The organism is Brasilonema sennae CENA114, from assembly GCF_006968745.1.
Lineage (GTDB): Bacteria > Cyanobacteriota > Cyanobacteriia > Cyanobacteriales > Nostocaceae > Brasilonema > Brasilonema sennae.
In genome coordinates this window covers 6,281,467-6,306,042 of the sequence record NZ_CP030118.1, presented here as the reverse complement: position 1 = coordinate 6,306,042, position 24,576 = coordinate 6,281,467, and the positions used below count along the sequence as shown (strand labels likewise).

Sequence of the window (24,576 nt, the reverse complement as noted above, 5' to 3'; positions counted from 1 at the left end):
ATTAGAAAAGAATGAAATCACCTTTATGTTTTGATTCCATCTAAAAGCTAAGGGATATTTTGTACTTATACCGATGCTTTTTTTAAAACTAGCAACTTGGGTTATTATGTTAGATAGAATTGTACAAAAATACTGATTTGTCACACGACAATTTTTTGTCTTGTAACAGATTAGATAAAGCCTAAGATTGCAAGAATTAACTTGAAGTTATTAAATATACATTGAAATTTCATTCAAATCACTAACTGCTCAAAAACTGTACTAAAAGAAAGCCAGATGTCCAATAAAGAAAAAACGTAGGGAACATCCCATGCGTGTGAAGGTAGTGCGAGCCGGAAAGCTCACGTACGATAGCAAGTAAGATGCTTGTACTGTATTGGGCAGAAACTTGAACATTTGGGATGCTCCTAAAACATAGTGCCAAGAAAATCTTTATTACCAAGTTATTCCTGAAAATTTCTTTGAAAATTGTGAGAATCAAAATGAACAAAATTTTATAAGTTAATTTATGATTTTCCTGAAAATAGCTTTTCTATGTGTCATATGACAGTCGATAAAGGTTCATCAAATCCCAAAAAGTTAAAGAAGACCCAAATGAAAAAAAAGAGCGCGCGCAAATCTTTTTGAACAACTAAAAAAGTCTCCTCGATTGCCGCTAAAAGGAAGACATGCAAAAAAAATGCTTTTAGATACAAATAAATATTTGTATAATAATGTCCGTCATCTGGCAAAACACAGAAGGGCAGAAGAGAAAATGATTCCACTATAACTGGTACAAGGCACAAATTTTACAACTAAAATCTTTGGTAGATTTCATACAGGAAAGTTCAACAGGCGGGTGGCTACGTTAATGTCTATTGACTAAGTAATCGCAACAAAGGATGATGAAATATGAACGATATCAGCAACAAGACTGCCGTTCTCTCAACAGCCAAAAAGGAGCTACCAGACAATATCACAGATAAGCAAATCGTGGAAGCAGCTGTGCTGGGCTATCCGCTGATTGACGACTGTGTGGTACTGGTTCGGGAAGGAAAAACTTCCAAACCAGAACTAGTTACCTATCTGGTTGCAGGAGGATCATTCTCGTTGGAGAAGCTACAGTCCCACTTGCAAGGTGTGCTTCCTGCTGCCATAATACCAAAATATTATGTTAAAGTATCTAGCCTTCCGCTCACCGACCAAGGAGTGGTAGACGAACAAGCTTTAGTAAATTTGGAAGTGATCGACTCTGAGTTAATAGAGCGATGGGAAGAGCAAGTGCGATCGCTCCCCGAAGTCGAGCAAGCCGCAGTAGTGGTTCAAGAGGATAACGAGAAAATCCCGCCGCTGCATCTATTGGATGTACTTCCTGAGTGGAAAGTTGCTAATGACAGCACACCTCACCCCACCAAAATTGTTCCTCAAGCCAGCACACAGAAGTCAGACTCTATTGCCATCAGTCATGGTGAACCGCTACAGTTACCAACGGATGCTCCAGAGAATCTTTCCCAAGTGCTACTCACAGCGGCTATTGAAGCATCAGAGCGAGGAATTGTCTACATCCACCCTGACGGTTCCGAAACCATTCAGTCTTATGAGGCATTGCTTGAAGAAGCACAACGGCTGCTAGGAGGCTTAAGAAAGCTAGGTCTTGAGCCTCAAGACAAAGTCATTTTACAATTAGACCGATATCAAGACTTCATTTTGGCATTCTGGGGATGTATTTTGGGAGGTTTCGTCCCAGTACCCATAACGATCGCATCTAACTACAACGATCCATCCGACAGTAATGTCAAAAAGCTACAACATGCATGTCTTGTTTTAAATCAACCGATAGTGCTGACTAATGGTAGCATTGCCCCTCAGATTCGCACGCTGTCTAATCAGTTGAACCTTGAGAACTTGCAAGTTGAGACAGTCGAGGACTTGCGCTCGCACGAGCCAGATCAAAATTGGCACAAGAGCCAGCCAGATGATTTAGCATTATTATTGCTCACCTCTGGTAGTACTGGTATGCCCAAGGGAGTGACGCTGACACATCGTAATATCATAAGCAGTGTCGCTGGCACATCCCAAATCAATCATCTCACAAGCCAAGATATCTCGTTGAACTGGCTACCCCTGGATCACCCTGGTCCCTTGATTCGGTGTGTCATCAGATGTATCTTTTTAGGATGCCAGCAAATCCATGCTCCTACTGCGATAGTTTTGCAAGATATCCTGAAATGGCTGGATCTCATCGAGCGTTATCGAGTGACGACGACTTGGGCACCAAATTTTGCTTTTGCTTTGCTGAGCGAACGTGCTATTGAAATCGAGCAGGGGCGTTGGAACTTATCCTCAGTCAAGTCTTTTCTAAATACGGCTGAGCCTATTGTCCCTCAGACAGCACAAAGGGTGCGAGAACTGCTTTCACCTCACGGGCTAAGAGATAATGCGATGCATTCTTCTTGGGGTATGGCTGAAACTTCCTCAGGTGTGACTTCTTCCGAAGAATATTTGCTAAACACCTCAATACCCCAATATGCTTCCTTTGCAGAATTAGGCTCCCCGATTCCTGGGATTTCCCTTCGCATCGTGAACGACAATCAGGAAGTTGTCAACGAGCAAACAATTGGCTATCTGCAAGTCAAAGGCTCTACTGTCACCTCAGGTTATTATCAAAATCCCGCACTCAACCAAGAAGTATTCACTGAGGATGGTTGGTTTAATACTGGGGATTTAGGATTTCTGCATAACGGGCGTCTAACCATTACAGGGCGGACAAAAAATATTATTATTATCAACGGTGTCAATTACTATTCTCATGAAATTGAACAGGTGGTGGAAGCAGTTGCAGGAGTGGAAGTGTCTTACACAGCAGCCTGTGCCACTCGACAACTTGGTAGTAATACTGATGAATTAATTGTCTTTTTCCACACTTCTATTTCTGAGGATAACCGATTAGGAGAACTGCTGAAAGAAATTCGTAAGAAGGTTGTCAGCAAGATAGGAATAAGACCTGCTTATTTGATTCCAGTTGAGAAAGAGGTCATACCTAAGACATCAATCGGCAAAATTCAGCACGCGCAACTCAAAAAGAGCTTTGAAGCTGGTGAGTTTGATTCTATACTCAAGCGAGTTGATATTTTGCTTGAAAATGACAAGACTCTGCCAGACTGGTTTTACCGCCCAATATGGCGACGGAAAGAAACGGTTGCTTTAGACATTAAACCCCAGACGGGTCTGGTTTTGGTATTTTTGGACTCATTGGGTTTGGGAGAGGTTTTGTGCGCCGAGCTAAGTAAACTCAACCAGTCTTATGTAAGCGTTGAGGCTGGGACAGACTTTGCAAAACTAGCCGATAACCGCTATCGCATTGCTCCGGAAAATCCTGACCACTATCGACAACTGCTGGAATTTGTCTCAATAGCAACAAACAAGCTTCCAATTGAACAAATCTTACATTTGTGGACTTATGACCAGTATGCTGGAGAAATTTCTAGCTTGGAAGCGCTAGAGGAGGCACAAGAGCGAGGAGTTTATAGTCTGCTTTTCTTAGTTCAGGCATTGGAGCAAGTTCAAGGTTCGCAGACGCCAGTGCGGCTGCAGGTAATTGCAAGCTTAAGCCAAGCCACCTCAAACGAAGAAAAAATTGCTTGCGAGCGATCGCCCCTACCAGGACTTGTTAAAACAATCTCCGCAGAATTGCCCTCGTTGGATACTCGTCATCTCGATCTGCCTGTGCAAAACAGCGAAGTCAATGCAGCATACATTCTTCAAGAACTCCAAGTCATTCAGAAAGAGCAAGAAGTTGCTTACCGCAATGGGCAGCGTCTAGTACCTTACCTAGAAAAGGTGGACTTGCGCCAGGAAGAAAAGCAAGAACTTCCCTTCAAACCAAGGGGAATGTATCTGATATCTGGCGGACTAGGAGGCGTTGGTGTAGAGATTGCGAAGTATCTTTTAAAGCAGTATAATGCTCGTTTGCTGTTGGTAGGTAGAACTCCCCTGCCGGAAAGAAGTACATGGGAAACTCATCTGCAACAAGAAAATGCTGTTTCCGAGCGCATTCGAGCTTATCTATCCTTAGAGCAACTCGAAGGAGAGGTCATTTATGAAGCCGTTGATATTTGCGATTTGACCAAGTTGCAGCAGGTGGTTGAGCAGCGTTGTGCCAGTTGGCAATGCGAGCTAAATGGAGTTATCCATTTGGCAGGGATTCCCACAAGACGCCTGCTACTTGAGGAAATGCCGGATAGCTTTGCAGCGACACTTCGTCCCAAGGTTTTCGGCACATGGACACTGCATCAACTGATCAAGAACCAGCCAGACAGTGTTTTCATCAGCTTTTCTTCAGTGAACAGTTTCTTTGGAGGGTTTAGTGCAGGTGCTTACGCGGCTGCTAACCGTTTTGTAGATGCCTTTTCTCACTACCAGCGTCAGAGTTCATTGCACAGCTATTGCTTTGCCTGGAGTATGTGGGATGAGGTGGGCATGAGCCGCAACTACCAAATGAAAGATTTGACGCTTGCCCGAGGATACCATGCCATGACAAGTGAGCAGGGATTGCAATCATTGCTCACTCTTTTGCATCATAACCAGACACAACTTTTGGTGGGACTTGATGCTAGTAAACGTCCGATTCGACGATACATTAAGACAGAATCTTATCGTATCCAGAAATTATCTGCCCATTTTACTGCCTCAGTCCCTGTAGCCAAGTTGCAAGAGTTAGAGGTGCGCGATCGCTTCGGAACTCCATCCACTTGCGATTTTGTGCAGCTTGAAGAAATGCCACTCTTGGCAACAGGTGAAATTGATCGAGAACAACTCCTTACCACAGAACGTCGTCAAGGTCAAGCATCTGAGCGAGTCGCACCAAGGAACGAGTTGGAACGCCAAATTGCTAGCATCTGGCAAGAAGTGTTGAGTGTTTCACAAGTGGGTATTTATGACAACTTTTTTGAGTTGGGCGGGCATTCACTGCTGGCAATGCAAGTGATTTCTCGAATTCGCCAAGCTTGCTGTGCAGAAATTCCGCTACAGTTGCTGTTTGAGACACCAACGATTGAAGGTTTAGCTCAAGCCATTGCCCAGAATCAGAATCAGGATACCGATACCAGAAAACACCAAACCATTTCTCAAAGGGATAACCAAGAACCAGCCCCCTTATCATTTGCGCAACAGCGACTATGGTTTTTGGAACAACTAGAGCCGGGTAAGTCAGCGTATCATATTACTAAGGCACTGCAGTTGCAAGGCGACCTCAATGTGGCGGTGCTGCAACAGACTTTAGATGCAATTGTCGCCCACCACGAAGCACTACGAACCAACTTCATTGCATCCGATGGTAACCCTGTGCAGGTCATTTGCCAACCGAGATCAGTAGAACTGGTTGTGATTGACCTGAAAGATTGTCCGGAAACAGAACGCACAACCGTTGTAGAACGTCTGGTACAAGATGAAGCGCAACGCCCCTTTAACCTAACATCAGATTTAATGCTACGCGGGAGTTTGCTGCAACTATCCCCACAAGAAAACATCTTGCTGTTGGTTATGCACCACATCGCCTCTGATGGTTGGTCGATGAGCATTTTATTTGAGCAGTTGACAACTCTCTACGAAGCGTTCTTAAACGCAAAGCCCAATCCGCTGCCACAATTGCCGATTCAATATGCTGATTTTGCTGTTTGGCAACGCCAATGGCTCTCTGGTGAGGTGCTAGAAAAGCAACTCAACTATTGGAAACAGCAGCTAGCAAGTGCTACCCCAGTACTGGAATTGCCCACGGATAAACCAAGACCACCAATTCAGACTTACCGGGGTGCAAAACAATCCTTCGTACTACCTCAAAGCTTGGGTGTACAGCTGCATGCACTGTCACGACAAGAGGGTGTGACTTTGTTCATGACATTGTTGGCAGCATTCCAGATCCAGCTGTACCGCTATAGCAGACAAGAAGACATCGTTGTTGGTTCTCCCATTGCTGGTCGAAATTTAGCGGAAATTGAAGACTTAATTGGATTTTTTGCCAATACCCTTGTACTACGTACTGATTTGTCGGGCAAGCCCAGTTTTCAGGAACTATTACAAAGGGTGCGCGAAATCGCTTTGAGTGCCTACGCCCACCAAGACTTGCCCTTTGAAAAACTGGTCGAAGAACTGCAACCAGAGCGATCGCTCTCGTATCACCCAATATTTCAGGTCATGTTTGTTTTCCTGAATACACCGAAACAAACATTGGAATTGCCAGAACTCAGCATCTCTTCCATAGAAGTGGATAATTTTGCATCCCAGTTTGATTTGACTTTGTCAATGAAGGAAACAGAACAGGGATTACAGGGGTTATGGGAATACAGCACTGACCTGTTTGAGGATGCGACAATTACCCGTATGAGTGGGCATTTCCAAACATTGCTTGAGGCAATTGTTGCTAATCCGAATGGTTTCATCTCAGAATTTCCGTTACTAACTGCTCCAGAACAACGACTTTTGCTCCAGTGGAATAACACTCAGGCAAATTACTCCAAACAATCGTGTATCTATCAATTGTTTGAGACTCAGGTAGAGAAGACACCGGATGCTGTAGCTATAGTTTTTGGCAGGGAGCAACTTACTTACAAGCAGCTCAATGAGCGAGCAAATCAACTAGCGCATTATTTGAAACAGCTAGGAGTAAAACCAGATGTCTTGGTGGGAATTTGTGTAGAGCGTTCCATAGAAATGGTGCTAGGACTTTTGGCTATCCTCAAAGCTGGTGGAGCATACGTTCCTCTAGATCCGGCATATCCTCAAGAACGGGTAGATTCCATCTTGTCTGATTCTCAGGTATCAGTGTTGTTAACTGATACTAAAAAATCACTTGCTGTTGCCGTAGACACAACAGTCATCTGTTTAGATACAGATTGGGAAAACATTGCCACCCACAGTGTAGAAAATCCCGCGCCGAGCGCTACCGCCGACAATCTGGCATACGTCATCTATACATCAGGCTCGACTGGTAAGCCTAAAGGCGTACAAATTCCGCATGGTGCTTTAGTCAATTTCTTAACATCCATGCAATGCGAACCAGGATTAACACAGGCGGATGTACTCCTAGCAGTGACAACAATATCATTTGACATTGCTGCCTTGGAACTGTACTTACCCCTGATCACTGGTGCACGTATTGTATTGGCGACAAGGGAAGTGGCGAGCGATGGCTCTTTGCTGAGTGAACTCATTGCTGATGCTGGTGCTACATTGATGCAAGCCACTCCAGCCACTTGGCGGATGTTGCTTACTGCTGAATGGGCTGGTGTTCCTGGGTTGAAAATTCTCTCCGGCGGTGAGGCTTTATCTAGTGACTTGGCACGGCAATTATTAGCAACAGGGGCTGTTGTTTGGAATATGTACGGTCCTACTGAGACAACTATTTGGTCAACTCTGTTAGAAGTAAAAGCAACGCAACTGTCTCATGCTACAGTGCCCATTGGACGTCCAATTGCCAACACGCAAATTTATCTGCTTGACTCTCATATGCAGCCAGTCCCCATTGGCGTCTCTGGCGAACTACACATCGGCGGTGACGGACTTGCGCGAGGCTACCTCAACCGTCCAGACTTGACTGATCTTAAATTCATCCCCAACCCCTTTTCCCAGACAAAGGAAGCACGTCTCTATAAAACTGGCGACTTAGCCCGATACTTGCCTGATGGCAAGATAGAATACATTGAACGCATTGATAACCAAGTCAAAGTACGGGGATTCCGCATAGAATTAGGAGAGATAGAGGCTGTACTGAGCCAACATCCAGCGATACTCCAAACTGTAGTCATAGCTTATGAAGCTGTACCAGGCGATAAACGCTTAGTAGCCTACATTGTTCCCAATCAAGATTCAGTACCTATAACTAGTGAGTTGCGTCTCTATCTTAGAGAAAGGTTACCTGAATACATGGTACCATTCGCTTATCTTTTGTTAGAAGCTCTACCCCTCACTCCTAACGGCAAAGTCAACCGCCGCGCCCTTCCAGCACCCGAGTCAGTCAAGCAAGAATTAGAAGCAGACTTTGTTGCTCCCCGCAATGAGTTAGAACGCCAAATAGCACAGATTTGGGAAGAAATTTTAGGTATCCAACCAGTTGGCGTTACGGTTAACTTCTTTGATTTAGGAGGACATTCCTTACTAGCAGTACGCTTATTCGCGCAGATAGAGAAGAAATTCGGCAAAAAACTTCCCTTATCCACTCTTTTCCAATCAGGTACAGTAGAAGCTCTTGCCGAGATGCTCCATTCTGAAGAAGAAAAACCAGTTGGTGAGCAGGTTTTGGTAACGGCACGTGGCGATGACAAATCCGGTACACTTTGGTCATCCTTGGTACCAATTCAACCAAATGGTTCCAAGCGACCTTTCTTCTGTATCCATCCTCTAGGTGGAGAAATCTTGTGTTATCGTCCTTTAGCATTACATCTGGGTTCGGATCAACCAGTTTATGGAATACAACCACAAGGGTTAGATGGAAAACACACTCCTTTAACCCGGATTGAAGACATGGCAGCCCACTATATTAAAGAAATCCAAACTATTCAGCCCAATGGTCCTTACTATTTAGGAGGTTATTCCTTGGGTGGTATCATTGCTTATGAAATGGCACAGCAACTCCACTCTCTAGGTGAGAAAGTCCGTGTTCTAGCTATGCTTGATACTTCTCGTCCAGGTACTGAGACACGATTACCCTTTGTACTCAGAGTTTTTGAGCACATAAATAATATCATACAAGAAGGACCTACCTACCTACAACAAAAGCTTGTGGGCTGGAGTGAGTGGGGCACGTACCATCTCCGAGACAAATATCGGCGTTTGTTGGAAAAGTCGGAAATTTTACCTGAAGGCGACGAACATTTAGATGTTATGGCTGCTAATGTCCAAGCTATTGAGCAGTATACCTTCAAACCATATCCTGGTCAAATGGCTGTGTTTCGGACTGACGATAAAAATCGGGACGATGCTGTCGGTGTAAAATATGATCCCCAATTTGGTTGGGGCGAGGTAACCGGTGGAGTAGATGTCTATCATCTTCCCGGTTCTCACCTTTCCTTCCTTGATGAACCCGATGTACAAGTATTGGCAGAGCAATTGAAGCTTTGCTTAGAAAAGGCGCAGGCTGCGGAATTAACCAATTAACATCAAGTCCGCTTAATTACTTGTAATTTCTGCGTTACCTCACCCCAACCCTCTCCTTAATAAGGAGAGGGTGCCGCAGGCGGGTGAGGTTCTTCATTTTTTATTGGAAGTAGATACCAAAACAGCAATAAGATAATTCGTCAGAGTATGGGCATCTACTCCCAATTCTGTCCGCTCTTGTGCTGCTAAAATTGCTGCTTGAGAATGCCACCAAGCACCAGTTGCAACAATCTCCTCTACAGAAATCTTTTTAGAAGAAGCTTGCGCCAATAATCCGCCAATCAACCCAGTTAAGACATCCCCACTACCACCACGCGCCAAGGCTGGGGTACTTTCGGGATTAATCCAGACGGTTCCTTGGGAGTTGGCAATAACAGTCCTTGCACCTTTCAATAACACCACTGCACCACTTTGCGCCGCCGCTTCCCGCGTTGCTTTCACCCTGTGCTGATTAGCATCAGCAATTTCAGGAAACAATCGCTTGAATTCACCAGTGTGTGGTGTTAGTACGGTACTATTTTGTCGTTTTTGTAACGTATTGATGGTTCCCATTTCAGCCAAGATATTCAAACCGTCAGCATCTAGAAGTAAGGGGCTAATGCTATCTAATACTTCTTGTAAGATAGGGCTGGCATCTCGGGTTAAGCCGGGACCACAGGCGATCGCACTAAATGAATTCAAATCTGTTTTGGCTGGGAGTTGCAGTTGGGCTATCGCCCCAGATTCTGTTTCCGGACAACCAATAATCAAAGCTTCAGGTAACTGCGCCACCATGATTGATTTGAGAGATTCTGGTACAGCAATTGAGAGCATACCGACACCACTTGCTCGCGCACCCAACCCAGTTAAGATTGCTCCTCCCGAATACCGACGCGAACCACAAATCAACAGCAAATGTCCTTCCTTATATTTATGCGTAACTGGCGGACGGGGTAAAGGCAGAGTGGAGAGGGCTGTTGTTTTTGTGATGCGTTTAGTACTTGGTGAATTTTCCAGTACCACTTGTATATCAGCCAAGGGAATGTCAAAATCTATTAACTCAGCTTTACCGACATAATCGAGAGCTTGGTCTTGCAATAAACCCTGCTTCCACAAACCTAAGCACAACGTGTGCGTAGCACGTACCGCAGTTCCTAAAACTTCACCAGTATCTGTGTGCAACCCCGAAGGTAAATCGATACTAATAATCGGTTTGTCCCATTCATTCAGCTGATTGATAGCGCTAGCGACTGGATCTGTGAGCGTTCTTTCTAAGCCAAATCCAAACAACCCATCAATCAATAAATCACAATCTTGCAGTGGTTCAATCGAGTCATAACACGGTAAACCCAGACTTCTATTATACTGCAAGTGTTGCGAAGTTAATTCTTTTAGTTTAGAGAAAGGGCAATATATCAAGACTTCATAGCCACGAAAGTATAACTCTCGGGCAACAACCAAAGCATCACCACCATTATGACCAGGACCTGTGAGAATTCCTACGCGGGAGGGAGGGAGTGAGGGAGATAAAGAAGCTTTCCCTTTGTTTTCTTGTTGGCAAGACAGGAGGTAAATATCCTGAATACGACGGGCAATAAGTCCTGCCACTTTTTCCATCAAAGCTACCACAGGCATTCCCGCTGTAAAAATACGCTCTTCGATATCGTGCATTTGCTGTGCGGTGACGATGACTTGTGCAATTTTTTCTTGCCTGTCTTTCATTAGTCCTGAGTCCTAAAGTTCTGAGTTTTGAGTAATGAATGCTAAATATTGTGTTTAAATTTATTTAAAAAATTTATCCTGTTCCAGTCCATTTTAATGGACTTCGTCTATGAGCCTGGGACTTACAGTCCTTGGCGGACGAGAACTCAGTCCAATAATCTATAATAACTTTGGCATTTATTTTAGCAGGTACAAGATACTAAGTTATCCTCTGTCCATTTTCTAATTAATATGTGGTACTTTTAATAACAATAAGAGCCAATAATCCCTTCTTAAGTTATGCATCTAACTGGTCCGGAACGTAAGAAATTACGCGACGCTATTCTCAGTGCTTATCGAAGCAAAGCTGATTTAGAAATGATGCTTGATGATGAATTAGAGGAAAATTTAGATGCAATAGCTGAAGGAGCAAATCAGACTCAACGTATTTTTAATTTGATTAAATGGGCTGAATCAAGAGGTAAGTTAGACTACCTAATTATCGCTGCGTATAATACAAACCCAGAGAATCAAGAGTTAAAACAGTTTTATCAAACTATATTTCAGCAAAGATTTCTTATTAATCCCATTCCAATAAATATTACTGCAAATACGGGTCCAGATATTAATTGGCTAGGACCAACAGAAGAACTACAACTTCAAGGTTTATTTCAGTCTGAACCAGATTTTTGGGATGTTGGCTTTTTGAAGAGAGCCATTGAACAAATAACATCTGTATGTCGGATTGAAATAAACTCGCGCAAAATTGGAACGGGTGTTCTAGTAGCAGATAATCTTGTACTGACAAATTACCACGTTCTCAAGCCGAATGAAAATGAAGATATCCAAACCAATGCTCTCAATGCAGTTTTGCGTTTTGGCTGTTTGAGTTCAAATTCCGGAAACGAGACAGACGGACTGGTATTTAAATTAGAAAGTCAGCAACCAATTCTACACTCTAGTCCGATCGACAAACTTGATTATGTTTTGCTGCAAGTGGAGAAACGTCTTCTCGACGCCAAGGATATTAAACCTGCTTGTTGGGATGCGAATTATCTTCCCGTTAAAGGGATGGGAATCCATCTTCTGCAACATCCCGAAGGGGACTCAATGAAAATATCTATCAGTCGTGATGGGATAACTGGAGTTTATCAGGAGAGAGGATTAGTTCAATATGTTAACAAAACTGCCTTGGGGTCGAGTGGTGCGCCATGCTTTGATGATGATTGGAAAATAGTCGCTTTGCATCATGCTCAGCGAGCCAAAAGTTTTGGTACTATCCGCGAAGGAATTTTATTTAGTGCCATTTATCAGGAAATTAAAGATTACCTTAAAAGATAGATAACTAATAACTGATATGACGAGACGTATTATTACAACACAACTAGAGGCAAATACTTCTTCCAACATTGATGGTTATTTTGATAAGCTCATCAAATACATTCCCTCGGAAATTGTTGTGGGTTGGATAGCTGTAAAAGGACTTCTTATCAGCGATAATGAGATTCCCAGTAATAGTTTATTGTGGATTTTATTTATTGTTTTTACTGGGTTAACTGCTGTTTATATTTTCAAGCAAACTTCAGAACCTAGAAAGCCACCAGCCATCACTCAAGTTCTCATTTCTACAGGGGCATTTATTGTTTGGGTATTTGCTTTAGGAGAGCGATTTTCTTCATTGGCGTTTTACCGTCCTGTTTATGGTTCGGTAGTTTTGATTCTTTATAGTCTCATAGTGCCTTTATTTAATCCTCCTGAAGGAGAAAAAGTTAAATGAAATGACGATAAATTTAAAGAAATCTTCACAGAAAGAATTAATAGAAGCTATTCTTAACGCTTATCCCGATGAAGGAGATCTAAAGATGCTCCTTGATTTGGAACTAGATATGAATCTAGAGGAAATCAAGGAGGGTAAAAATTATAAACAAATTGTCTATAACTTGATTAATAAAGCAGAAAGAGAAGGTTTTTTAAAACAATTCATTGAGGCTGCTCATTCAGAAAAACCTGAAAATCAGAAATTAAAAGCTATTAAAGAGAAATTATTTTCATCTATTTTTGACCATATTGATGACTCATTATATAGAAGTCAAATTTCAAACGAACAATGGAATAATTTATGTCTCATACTGTCTGAAATTAAGTTGAGTTTACTTGGTCGAGTCTGTCGTATAACTCTAGAAAATTTTACCAAAACTCAAGATGTATTAGGTAATTATCCAGAATTAGCAGATCTGGAAAGTTTAGGTGTATTAAAGACTATACTCTTAAACAAATGTCCTCGGAATGATAAAGGTATACCAAGTATTGTTGAATTTGCTGAACGTCTGTCGAAGGAAAAGGAAGTTGGAGAATCTCACCAAAATAAATTAAATCAGTGGGTGGGAAAGATAGCCCAGGAACTGAATCTCACTTTGCCAACTTATTTTGAGGATCAATCATCTGCTACTCTTCAATCTTATCTGCTGATTACAGTTTCTCCTAGTCCGAAAAGTGCTAAAAAGTTCTATCTGGAAGCTGAATTGATTCGGGATTATCTACCGAATGATGCTAAAGGAAAACTTATAAAAATTGATTTAAATCAGGAATCAGTAAAATTAGAGTGTTCTTTTGAAGAAATCGCAGAGAATATTCATCAATTTATAAGTATTGCTAAAACTGAACACCTCAAACAATACAAACATTATTTAACTGTAGAGATCTTTTTACCTTTACAACTTTTAGGTAAAAGTCTAGACTTAGAAGAAATATCGATTGGCTTCAACCGCAGAAAACCAATAGGGAATGAATACAAATTTTTGGTACGTTCTCTTGACCGCTTTATCAGTAATTATGGCGAATATAGCAATCGACTCTCTTTAAGATGGGAACAGTTAACAAAGTGGGTTAAAACAAGACTTTCACAGACAGACTTACAAAATAAAATTTATCATATCTCTCAAGTCGATGACTGCAATTGGGATGAAATACAAGCTGAGTTGGAAATCAAAGAAAAGCTAGGAGTCAAGATGACTTGCTGTTTTCCTGAATCTGATTTAGATAAAGAGGAGTTGTTTATTGCTGTTTTAAGAGGAGGAGTCCCAATAGCTTTATGGACAAGAACGGCTCATATTCCTAATATAGAGAAAGAATTTGACGAGCTATTAAATATTGAATGTTTTCAAGGAGATTTCAGTGACTTAATTGAATCAGTATGGAAACTCCGTAAAAAAGCTCATGCGAGAAGAGACAAAGAAAATTATTTAGGCTATCATCTGGGATTTTTATGTGATAATCCTAATCGAGTACCTTTTCATCTGCAAAATCAATCGCTTATCGAAACAGGTATGTAGAATGAACAGTTATCAGTTACCAGTTACCAGTTACCAGTTACCAGTTACCAGTTATCAATTGTTCACTGTTTACTGTTCACTGATTCAGTCATATAGATTTAAGATAAATTTAAAATATGGAAGACTGGCGATTTTTTCATGGTAATGGCGAGCAAATAATGGAAGATGAGGTGAAAGAGAAATTAGAACATCTGAAACCTCCTCCTTGGCGACGCTTTAGTAAAAAAGAAGATGTTCCAAATGATGGACGCTGGGAAAAACTCCTGAATTTGGCGCAAGAAAAAGACAGGAATAAAAGAAGGGGTGAAATTTTTCGTATATCTCGTGACGCCAATGATGTTATAAATGCAGTTAACGCTGCTATTTATTTACGAAGACCTTTGCTAGTGACGGGTAAACCTGGTTCGGGTAAAACTTCTTTGGCTTATGCGATTGCCTATGAATTAAACCTAGGTCCAGTCTTATCTTGGGGAATCACCGCTCGTTCTACCTTACAGGAAGGTCTTTATCGTTATGATGCGATCGCCAGACTCCAAGATGCTCAACAAAAAGAAGACCAGGATATTGGTAAGTATATTACATTGGGCGCTTTGGGAACAGCTTTTTTACCTTCTTTGTTACCAAGAGTTCTCCTAATTGACGAAATCGATAAAAGCGATATTAATTTTCCCAACGATTTATTAAATATTTTTGAGGAGGGAGAGTTTCAGATTCCAGAGTTAGTCAGACGAGCAAAATCTCAAGGGGAAGATAAGCAAGAAAATAACCAAGAAAAGCGTATATTTAAAGTAGATACCCGAGACCAAGATATTGATGTTGACATTGTAGGGGGTTGGGTACGCTGCTATGCTTTCCCTATCATTGTGATGACGAGCAATGGAGAACGAGATTTTCCGCCAGCTTTTAAACGGCGATGCGTACGAGTAGAAATGCCAGAACCGAAAGAAGAAGCTCTCAAAGCAATTGTTAAAGCTCATTTTAAAGATGAGGAAAGCCTTGCTCAAGATGCTGAAGCAAAAATTAATGAGTTAATCAAAGAGTTTTTGTCAGATAATAAATCAGATAAAAATCAAAATGTTGAACGAGCGACAGACCAGTTATTGAATACAATTTATTTACTCACCCGTGATGTGAGTCCAAAAGCAGCGGATGAAAAGTCGATTAAAGATATTTTATTAAGAAGCTTAAATCAGTGAAGAGGGAACAGGGAACAGGGAACAGGGAACAGGGAACAGGGAACAGTAAGATGAGTATCAAACACTCGTTCGCGAGGATCTTGCATCATACTTTTCGTCCGTCAAGAAATAAATTTCTTGGCTCAAAGTCCAAGTCCGTTAAAACGGACTGAGTAAGTTTTTTAGTCCGTTTTAACGGACTTGGTTTATTAGCCCAGAACTTAAGTTCTGGGCGTACTCAGCCGGAGGTGCAAGATCTGAGTTCACGAGTATCAAACACTCGTCGTCGAGTATCAACAGCTTACCCGAACGGTATGATTAATGAATCATCTGCAACCAACAATAGATATCTCCAAAATAGAATTTTTTCTGGTAAAAAAGTATAAAATAAGCTTTTTACCACAAGAAGATGAGTTACGTACTAGATTACATTGAACACAACCCTCAAGAAGTACAGCGATTGGTTGGTCTGAAATACGAGCAGCTAGAGCAACTAATGAAGCAGGCGATGGCCTTACATACCCAAAAGCAGCAGGAGAGCGAAGCAAAGAAAGTTAGAATCATCAATAAAGGGGGTGGTCGTAAGGTAAAGCTATCCACAGAACAGCAAATTCTGTTAACCCTGATATATTTGCGACATTTGACAACATTTCAATTGCTAGGTATCCAGTTTGGAGTGAGTGAATCAACAGCAAATGATACATTTAACTATTGGTTTCCACTCCTACAAGAAATCTTGCCATCAAGCTTACTTGAACAGGTAAAAAAAACACGAGTGACTATAAGATAGTTCAAGAAATTTTAACCGATTATGAACTGATAGTAGATAGTTGTGAACAGCCTAGAGAGCGACCTGGAGAGTATAAAGAACAAAAAAGATATTACTATGGTAAAAAGAAAAGCCATACATTTAAAAATCAAATTATTGTTTTACCAGATGGGAAAGATATTGTTGATGTAATTGTGGGAAGACCTGGGCCGAAAAGTGATATAAATGTATTTCGTGAAAGTCGCAAAGGCTTTGACCCTAATCAAAAGTTTAAGGGAGATAAAGCTTATGAAGGAGAACCATTCATTAAGACTCCCACGAAAAAGGCGAAAAAACAAGAATTAACTCTAGAGCAGAAAGAAAAAAATAAAGAGTTGGCATCTGAACGAATCTTTGTTGAACATTTAATTCGTTTCATTAAGATATTTAGAGTTGCCTCTGAAAGATTTCGACTAAATCCACATAAATACGAACAGATAGTCATGACTATTTGTGGACTTGTAAGATTCCGAATAGGAGCATTGGTTTTACCAATATAAAATAGCACGATTTTACCAGGTTAGAATTAGCGTGTAAAAATACTTACTTCTACCTTATTATCAACAGTAACTGTCTCAAACATTATTTTTGCGTGGAGGCCGACTGATGTTTGAAATTGGCGTTCGCCTCTTGAAAGCCAGTTATAGAGTGCTATTGGCATTTTTCGGAGATGTCTAATAAATTTAATCAACTGATTGCAGCTTTAGGAAAAGATTTAGGATTAACCGGGGAAGAAATCGCCGATATTCTCTGGCTGACTCTTCAACGTCAGGAAAATGGCGAGAGAAAAACTCATACGACTTCACAACAATCACAACAAGCAACCGCATCAAAACCATCAAATCCTACCCCTGCAAACAGCAACATTTCTGAACCTCCCCAAATTCCTTCCCCGACAGCAGCAATTTATCCAGAAACTCAGTCCAATAAATCTCAAACTTCCTCTGAAAGTAAAGCGCTTCCCTTGCGTATACCGGATGCGCCTTCGCTGCGAGAACCCTTAACATTGGCGCAGGCGCTAAAACCTTTAATGCGTCGGGTTGATTCTGGAAGAAAAACGGTATTAGATGAGAAGAGTACAGTTGAGCGTTTTGCTGCTGAGGGAATTTGTATTCCCGTGCTGAAATCTGAACCAGAACCTTGGTTAGATGTGGCTTTGGTTGTTGATGAAAGCAAATCAATGCTGATTTGGCGACACACGATTTGGGAACTCAAACGACTACTGGAACATTATTGTGTTTTTCGGGATGTACGCACTTGGGGATTAGTCAGTGATGAAGATGGAGAAATCTATATTCGTCCGGGAATTGGAAAAGCAGCAAACCAGCAACGCCTTGCGAGTCCCCGCGAATTGATTGATCCAAGCAGTCGCCGTTTGGTTTTAGTGGTGAGTGATTGCGTCGCAGCTATTTGGCGTGATGGTACTGTTGTGAATGAGGCGATAAAAGTTTGGACGAATACTCAACCAGTGGCGCTGATCCAGATGTTACCCGATTCGTTGTGGTTAAGAACTGGTTTGGGTAGTGGTGCTTCGGTACGCTTGGGAAGTTTGACGCCTGGAGTCGCGAACCAAAACTTATTCATCAAAGAGCTTTTGTTGTGGAAGGATATCAATAATATAGAAGGCGAAATCAAACTCCCAGTTTTGACTTTAGAACCAGAGGTGACTTTGGCTTGGAGTCAAATGGTAGCAGGAAAAAGTGATGCGGAAGCTTCTGGGTTTGTTTTCCCCTCCCAAGTAACTTCGCAAGTCACTTCCCAAAAAAAAGTTCATCCCACCAAACAACCACAAACAACCCAAAATCAATTAAGTTCACAAGAGCGAGTGTATCGCTTTCGCATGACAGCTTCACCAATGGCGCGGAAATTAGCAGGGTTATTAGCCGCTGCACCAGTGATGAGTTTACCTGTGGTGCGACTCATTCAAGAAACCATGTTACCCAAGTCTCGCCAAGTTCATGTTGCAGAAGTTTTTTTGGGAGGTTTGTTAAAACCTTTAACGCCGATTGAGACAGATACCAATCCTGATACGGTGCAGTATGACTTTATGGATGATGAGATTCGGGGTATCTTGTTGGAAGATTCACCTGTCAGAGATTCGGCTGATGTCTTAGATGCTGTTTCTAAATATGTTGCAGGATTATTAGGGAAGTCTTTAGAAGAATTTGTCGCTGTTTTGAAAGCGCCGGGTGAGAGGGATGATGAACAAGTCAAGCCTTTTGCTGTGATGGCGGTTAAGGTTTTGAAACAGTTGGGTGGAGATTATAAGCGTTTTGCAGAAGAGATAGAAAAGTCTTCTCAAGTAGAGATTGAACTACGTTCTGCTGTGGGGATTGACTACACCCATTTGCGTAACTTACTCGCAGCAGGAAAATGGAAACAAGCTGATGAAGAAACAGTCAGAGTGATCCTTCAAGCAGCCAGACAACAAAAGAAAGGCGTTTTAGAAGTCAAAGATATAGATGGATTTTCTTGTGAAGACTTAAAGACTGTTAACCAACTCTGGGAAAATTACAGCAAGGGACGTTTCGGCTTCGGCGTTCAGAAGCAGATTTATCAAAGTCTTGGTGGTACTATTGAGTACGATTGGCAAACTTGGCAAGATTTTGGAGAACGTATCGGATGGCGTAGAAACAGTGAATGGATTGACTACACAGACTTTACTTTTTCTGTTGATGCTGCCATCGGACACTTACCGACTTGGGTTAACTTATTTCTTCTAGATGTACCTGGGTATAGGAGAGGAAAAATTAGAAGTTTCTTGTCTCGAATCGAGACTTGTCACCTGAGTTCCTTCTCACCTCAAATCCCAACTTTTGAGTTTGATGTTATCACAGTAAATGCTCAAGGACTGGAAATTAAACGAGAAAAACGCCAAGCTACTTATTACCTTGAAAATTTAGAAGATAATATCACCCTAGAAATGGTGGCTATCCCCGGTGGTAAATTTATGATGGCTTCGCCAGAAGGAGAAGGATATGAAAGCGAAAAACCTCAGCATGAAGTCACTGTTCAACCTTTCTTCATCGGTAAATATCCCATCACGCAAGCACAATGGCGAGTCGTAGCCGCATTACCCCAAGTAAACCGAGAGTTAAAGCCAGATCCATCTGGTTTTAAAGGTGATGACTTTCCTGTGGAATGCGTTTCCTGGTATGATGTAGTAGAGTTTTGTGCTAGATTTTCTAAAAAGACAGGAAAAGATTATCGACTTCCGAGCGAAGCGGAGTGGGAATACGCCTGTCGTGCTAGAACCACAACACCATTTCATTTTGGTGAAACTCTGACAGATAAGTTAGCAAATTACCGTGCCAACGAAACGTTTGCTGACGAACCAAAAGGTGAGTATCGAGAAAAAACTACATCTGTAGGAACTTTCTCCCCTAACGCCTTTGGTTTATACGATATGCATGGAAATGTGTGGGAATGGTGTGAAGACTCTTGGCATGAAAATTACCAGGAAGCGCCAACAGATGGAAGTGCTTGGCATGAAAATGAGAATTCCAAAAAACAAAAAGCTGATACTGATATAGGCTCAAGAATTGGTAAAATCTGGAAAAATATCAGAGGTCAAAAACAGGAAGCAGACTTTAGTGACAATGATAATCGTTCGCTGCTGCGCGGTGGTTCGTGGATCATCTATCCTGACTATTGCCGTTCTGCTTATCGCAACTACTACAACCCCGCCTACGACGGCAACGACATCGGTTTTCGCGTCGTCTGTGGTGGTGCGGCGGCGAGGACTCAGTAGCCCTTTGAACTTTTTCCCTCTGCCCTTTGCCCTTTTTTTCTTTTCTCTTTGTTAGCGAAGCGGAGCGATCTAATTTATTTTGGGTTTTTGAGTTGAGATTTGTTCTGCTCTCCTTATTATAATACTTGAAAACTGGATCACACACAAGCTTGACTTTTCTCGTTTTTCTCGTTCCTATGCTCTGCATGGGAATGCCTTGAGGGAGGCTCTGCCTTCCAATGATTATATCCTACTGTGTACAGACAAGTGCTCGAATTACCCAAAATCTTGGAACCTCACCCTGCCCTGTCGGGCATCCCTCTCCTTGCTAAGGAGAGGGAAAGATTTTTGCTTAGCGAAAAGCGAGGGTGAGGTTTTGAGCGATTCGGTATGTACACGGTAGATGATATAAGTCCTAATGCTACTGTGTACAGATAAGTGCTCGAATTAGCCAAAATCTTGGAACCTCACCCTGCCCTGTCGGGCATCCCTCTCCGCGAGTTCGCAGAGGGAAAGATTTTTGCGTAGCGAAAAGCGAGGGTGAGGTTTTGAGCGATTCGGTATGTACACGGTAGATGATATAAGTCCTAATGCTACTGTGTACAGATAAGTGCTCGAATTAGCCAAAATCTTGGAACCTCACCCTGCCCTGTCGGGCATCCCTCTCCGCGAGTTCGCAGAGGGAAAGATTTTTGCGTAGCGAAAAGCGAGGGTGAGGTTTTGAGCGATTCGGTATGTACACGGTAGATGATATAAGTCCTAATGCTACTGTGTACAGATAAGTGCTCGAATTAGCCAAAATCTTGGAACCTCACCCTGCCCTGTCGGGCATCCCTCTCCGCGAGTTCGCAGAGGGAAAGATTTTTGCGTAGCGAAAAGCGAGGGTGAGGTTTTGAGCGATTCGGTATGTACACGGTAGATGATATAAGTCCTAATGCTACTGTGTACAGATAAGTGCTCGAATTAGCCAAAATCTTGGAACCTCACCCTGCCCTGTCGGGCATCCCTCTCCGCGAGTTCGCAGAGGGAAAGATTTTTGCGTAGCGAAAAGCGAGGGTGAGGTTTTGAGCGATTCGGTATGTACAGGAAGGAACAAGAAACATCTTCTAAACTACAATGCTCATCTACCGTAGTAAACCCTAGCATTACCAAATCTTGAATCCTTGCGCAGATAGCTATTCCATTCTTCTGCCTCCCAACGCTTGACAAAAGGTCCAATTGCTATATGTGGTCCTCGCGGTTCAAGTCTGGGGATGACGTATACATTTGAACCTGGGTAAACATTTCGTCCTAGGTAGCTTCTAATCTCGTTTCTATAGTAGGGTAACTCTTTCGAGTTTGCAGGAAAAACGACATAGTAGTAACTAGATCGTCTACCAGAGTCACCTCTACCATAATCATCTCTATAATCGCCTCTGCCAGAATTATAGGGAACGTCGGGTTCATTCCGTCCGTTCTGTTCGTTATAGACAACTTGATTGCTAGAAACAACTCTTGCAGAATATACGCCGTCAGATTCCAGTTGTCTGGCTAGGCTTCTCGCTCCTTCTCTTGTCCTGAAAGCACCTACTTGAATGACGGAACGTCTTCCAAACCGCTGTCTAAAAGCATTTCTTGGAATCAGACGTGTTCCTCGCCGGAGTCCATAATCATTTTCACTAATATACACCTTGTAGGGAACAGAAGCACGGTTAGATCCATAAGAAGGTGCTTCAAATTCAACAGAACGTTGGGGCGATGTATTCACCTCAGGAACTGTATAACCTTGTGAACCGAACGGTACTGCTGGTAGTTCGTTTGAAGGTGCAGGCGGAACACCATCATACACTGATCGCTGTGCGATGAAAACTTCGCTAGGATTGACTTGGGCATATGCTAGGTTAGATTGAGATAAAAAAACTAACCATCCTCCTAAGAGCAAACGCAAAATCAAAGATGGTTGGCTCAATTTAATAAATGCCATAATCTGATTCGGTATTGCACTGACCATATTATTATTAGCAACAAATTAGTAGCAAAATTTTTAATGATTTTCTTGACTAAAAAATGACCGAGTGATTTAATCCAAAATCTAGAACACCCTGATTTATGTAGTTATTTTATACAATAAGCGAACTATTTTATGAACAAAATTGTAGTTGGTCTTTCTGGAGGCGTTGACAGTTCTGCCGCAGCAGCCATTTTGCACCATCAAGGCTATGAAGTGATTGGCTTAACCCTTTGGTTGATGAAAGGGAAAGGTCAGTGTTGCTCTGAAGGTATGATTGATGCAGCTTATATCTGTGAACAGCTAGGTATTCCCCATCATATTGTTGATATTCGGGATGTCTTTCAAACTAATATCATTGATTACCTGGTAGATGGTTACAGTACTGGGATCACTCCTTTGCCTTGTTCACAATGTAATAAAACTGTAAAATTTGGTCCGATGTTGCAATACGCGCGGGAAAATTTGGAGTGCGATCGCATTGCCACTGGTCATTATGCCCGCATTCAACATGACCCCGCTACTGGACGCTACCAATTGCTGCGTGCTTTTGATCGCAACAAAGACCAGTCCTACTTTCTCTATGATTTGTCGCAAGAACTACTAGCAGGAAGCGTATTTCCACTAGGAGAGTTACAAAAAAGCGAAACTCGTCAGCTTGCAGATAAATACAAGTTGAAAACAGCAGATAAGCCAGAAAGCCAAGACTTATGCTTGGTGGAAAGTAACGGCTCAATGCGAGCGTTTCTGGATAAATATCTTGCGCCGAAAAAAGGAGATATTGTTGATACTTCAGGCAAGATTCTGGGTGAGCATGATGGTGTCCATCATTACACAATTGGGCAACGTAAAGGTATAGGTATTGCCGCAGCTGAACCACTGTATGTGATTGCATTGGATGCAGTGAATAACAGGGTGATTGTGGGCGATCGCACCAAAGTAACCGAACCAGAATGTACTGTAGAAAGGGTTAATTGGGTATCCATTGCTGAACCATCAACTCCCATTCGGGCGGAAGTTCAAATTCGCTATCGTTCCACTCCTGTACCAGTCACAGTTATTCCGTTAGAAAACTCTCGTGTTCGCTTAGTGTTTGATGAACCTCAATTCAGCATTACTCCCGGACAAGCTGCTGTGTGGTACGAAGGGGAGAAGGTGTTAGGTGGTGGGATAATTGAGCAAACAGTGAACAGTGAACAGTGAACACTTCGACAAGCTCAGTGCATCGCAGTGAACAACGGGTGGACGAGTCTGTTTCCTACCTGATAACTGATAACTCATAACTGATAACTGTTTCAACCCTGTGCAGAAAGTGGAATTTTAATGATGAGCTCAGTCCCTTCTCCAAGAGTAGAGATACAGTCCAACTGACCACCGTGTTTTTCAACAACAATTTGGTAGCTAATAAACAGTCCCAATCCAACTTTTTTACTGATAGATTTAGTGCTGAAGAAGGGCTGGAATATTTGCTGCTTGACTTCCTCTGTCATACCAGATCCGTTGTCTGCAATGCGAATGACTACATCAGTAAGAGAATCTGACATCTGGGTTTCGATTCGGATCACCAAGCTTGGGTATTGATCTTGAGGGTTCTGCTTTTGTTTTGTCTCAACAGTTGACTTGCTATTTTTCATTTTCTCCTCAAGAGCATCGATTGCATTAGTGAGGATGTTTATGAAAACCTGTTTAAGTGGCTCAACATAGCACTCCACCAAAGTAAGTTTTCCATATTTCTGAACCAGAGTAATACTTTGACTGTGTATGTAAGGTTTCAGACGACTTTCTAAAACAAGCAGAGCACTATCAATATTGTCATGGATGTCAGCTGCTTTTTTCTCAGATTTATCAAGGTAGGAAAAACTTTGCAACGAGTGGACAATCTGCCACATCTGCTGGGACTCACTCTTGATAGAGGTTAGGAGATTGGGGAGTTCAGTATTTAAAAAATCCAGTTCAGTTTGCTTGAGCGCAGTTTGAATTTCTGCTGCGGGTTCAGGATAGTAGCGTTGGTAGAGGTTGATGAGTTGAAGTAGCTTTTGAATATGGCGGTTAGCATGGATAAGGTTACCAGCGATAAAGATGACGGGTTTGTTGATTTGCTCAACAATACCCGTAACGAGTTGTCTCAAGGCAGCTACTTTTTCATTCTTTTCTTTTTTTACTGATTGGTTATATTTGTGCTCAAGCTCACGTAGATTTGTACTGGCTATTTTGGATTGTTCTTCTACCTGTTGTAGTTGGGCAAGTGTTGAGACATAAATTTGCGAGTAGGCTAGGAGTAAGGTTTGAAAATCGATTAATCGATGCTTTCCAGAAGCATTAGTCACTAAAATCGGCTCATAAAGAAATTCAGGCGCTTGCTGTAGTACCAATTGGGTTGCTTGTATAATGGGCGTCTCCTCATCAAGTGTGAAAACCACTTGCTTGAGGATTCTGTAGAGAGTTTCCACAGGTCGCTGAGAATATAAGTCTAAACTATAATTTTGGCTCATTTTCTCAAAAAACCTCCGCCGCGAGATCATCCCAACATAGAGTTGATTCGTTGTTAAAATCACTCCTGGCAACAAAGGCTCTTCCTCAAAACACTTAATCAAGTTGCTTGCTGGATGAGATAATTCAAAGCAAACCTCCCAATGTTGTAAGTGTTGTAAAGTTAACTCAGATCCCAACTTGCTATCATTAGCATTCGTAAAGACTTGATTGGTCAAAACGAATGTAGTCGCCATATTGTTAAT

At 42.0% G+C, this 24,576-nt stretch carries 12 protein-coding genes; 9 read left to right on the top strand and 3 right to left on the bottom strand.

Features of this window, described 5'->3' with window-relative positions; genetic code table 11:
* The first annotated feature begins 891 nt into the window (after positions 1-891).
* Positions 892-9,129 (top strand): non-ribosomal peptide synthetase, encoded by an 8,238-nt coding sequence (locus tag DP114_RS26225; protein ID WP_171977513.1) that lies wholly within the window; start codon positions 892-894, stop codon positions 9,127-9,129.
* 93 nt (positions 9,130-9,222) lie between these two features.
* Here DP114_RS26225 and DP114_RS26220 read toward each other — a convergent pair whose 3' ends face one another.
* Positions 9,223-10,830 (bottom strand): NAD(P)H-hydrate dehydratase, encoded by a 1,608-nt coding sequence (locus DP114_RS26220; RefSeq protein ID WP_171977512.1) that lies wholly within the window; start codon positions 10,828-10,830, stop codon positions 9,223-9,225.
* A gap of 279 nt (positions 10,831-11,109) precedes the next feature.
* On the opposite strand from DP114_RS26220, the gene DP114_RS26215 reads away from it, so the two are divergent.
* The 7 genes from DP114_RS26215 to DP114_RS35370 all read left to right on the top strand — a co-directional run bounded on the left by DP114_RS26215 (position 11,110) and on the right by DP114_RS35370 (position 19,875).
* Positions 11,110-12,150 (top strand): effector-associated domain EAD1-containing protein, encoded by a 1,041-nt coding sequence (locus DP114_RS26215; protein ID WP_171977511.1) that lies wholly within the window; start codon positions 11,110-11,112, stop codon positions 12,148-12,150.
* 16 nt (positions 12,151-12,166) lie between these two features.
* Positions 12,167-12,586, top strand: a complete 420-nt coding sequence (locus DP114_RS26210) for a hypothetical protein (protein WP_171977510.1) — start codon at positions 12,167-12,169, stop codon at positions 12,584-12,586.
* Position 12,587: 1 nt separating this feature from the next.
* Positions 12,588-14,141 carry a VMAP-C domain-containing protein gene (locus DP114_RS26205; protein ID WP_171977509.1) on the top strand — a complete coding sequence of 518 codons (1,554 nt, stop codon included), beginning with the start codon at positions 12,588-12,590 and terminating at the stop codon, positions 14,139-14,141.
* A 116-nt stretch (positions 14,142-14,257) separates the two neighbouring features.
* On the top strand, positions 14,258-15,337 hold the full coding sequence (locus DP114_RS26200; protein WP_171977508.1) for an AAA family ATPase: 1,080 nt from the start codon (positions 14,258-14,260) through the stop codon (positions 15,335-15,337).
* A 388-nt stretch (positions 15,338-15,725) separates the two neighbouring features.
* Positions 15,726-16,106 carry a helix-turn-helix domain-containing protein gene (locus tag DP114_RS35380; RefSeq protein ID WP_246162596.1) on the top strand — a complete coding sequence of 127 codons (381 nt, stop codon included), beginning with the start codon at positions 15,726-15,728 and terminating at the stop codon, positions 16,104-16,106.
* The gene (locus DP114_RS35375; protein WP_318284525.1) at positions 16,103-16,624 is read left to right on the top strand and encodes an HARBI1 family protein; all 522 of its coding nucleotides are present in this window, start codon (positions 16,103-16,105) and stop codon (positions 16,622-16,624) included. The genes DP114_RS35380 and DP114_RS35375 overlap by 4 nt, the downstream gene beginning before the upstream one ends.
* Positions 16,625-16,794: 170 nt before the next feature.
* Entirely contained in the window at positions 16,795-19,875 is a 3,081-nt protein-coding gene (locus DP114_RS35370; protein ID WP_246162790.1) for an SAV_2336 N-terminal domain-related protein, read from the top strand.
* 1,099 nt (positions 19,876-20,974) lie between these two features.
* Here DP114_RS35370 and DP114_RS26185 read toward each other — a convergent pair.
* Positions 20,975-21,817 (bottom strand): SPOR domain-containing protein, encoded by an 843-nt coding sequence (locus DP114_RS26185; RefSeq protein WP_171977507.1) that lies wholly within the window; start codon positions 21,815-21,817, stop codon positions 20,975-20,977.
* A gap of 159 nt (positions 21,818-21,976) precedes the next feature.
* On the opposite strand from DP114_RS26185, the gene mnmA reads away from it, so the two are divergent.
* Entirely contained in the window at positions 21,977-23,044 is a 1,068-nt protein-coding gene (mnmA, locus tag DP114_RS26180; RefSeq protein ID WP_171977506.1) for a tRNA 2-thiouridine(34) synthase MnmA, read from the top strand.
* 92 nt (positions 23,045-23,136) lie between these two features.
* Here mnmA and DP114_RS26175 read toward each other — a convergent pair whose 3' ends face one another.
* Positions 23,137-24,567: a sensor histidine kinase gene (locus DP114_RS26175; protein WP_171977505.1), complete on the bottom strand. Its 1,431-nt coding sequence runs from the start codon at positions 24,565-24,567 to the stop codon at positions 23,137-23,139.
* Between the last annotated feature and the right edge of the window lie 9 nt (positions 24,568-24,576).

Bases quoted from the DNA above. Each gene is read 5' to 3' on its own strand.
- DP114_RS26200 (WP_171977508.1), top strand. From the start codon at position 14,258: ATGGAAGACTGGCGATTTTTTCATGGTAATGGCGAGCAAATAATGGAA.
- DP114_RS26175 (WP_171977505.1), bottom strand. From the start codon at position 24,567: ATGGCGACTACATTCGTTTTGACCAATCAAGTCTTTACGAATGCTAAT.
- DP114_RS26220 (WP_171977512.1), bottom strand. From the start codon at position 10,830: ATGAAAGACAGGCAAGAAAAAATTGCACAAGTCATCGTCACCGCACAG.
- mnmA (WP_171977506.1), top strand. From the start codon at position 21,977: ATGAACAAAATTGTAGTTGGTCTTTCTGGAGGCGTTGACAGTTCTGCC.
- DP114_RS26215 (WP_171977511.1), top strand. From the start codon at position 11,110: ATGCATCTAACTGGTCCGGAACGTAAGAAATTACGCGACGCTATTCTC.
- DP114_RS26185 (WP_171977507.1), bottom strand. From the start codon at position 21,817: ATGGCATTTATTAAATTGAGCCAACCATCTTTGATTTTGCGTTTGCTC.
- DP114_RS35380 (WP_246162596.1), top strand. From the start codon at position 15,726: ATGAGTTACGTACTAGATTACATTGAACACAACCCTCAAGAAGTACAG.
- DP114_RS26225 (WP_171977513.1), top strand. From the start codon at position 892: ATGAACGATATCAGCAACAAGACTGCCGTTCTCTCAACAGCCAAAAAG.
- DP114_RS35370 (WP_246162790.1), top strand. From the start codon at position 16,795: ATGTCTAATAAATTTAATCAACTGATTGCAGCTTTAGGAAAAGATTTA.
- DP114_RS26210 (WP_171977510.1), top strand. From the start codon at position 12,167: ATGACGAGACGTATTATTACAACACAACTAGAGGCAAATACTTCTTCC.
- DP114_RS26205 (WP_171977509.1), top strand. From the start codon at position 12,588: ATGACGATAAATTTAAAGAAATCTTCACAGAAAGAATTAATAGAAGCT.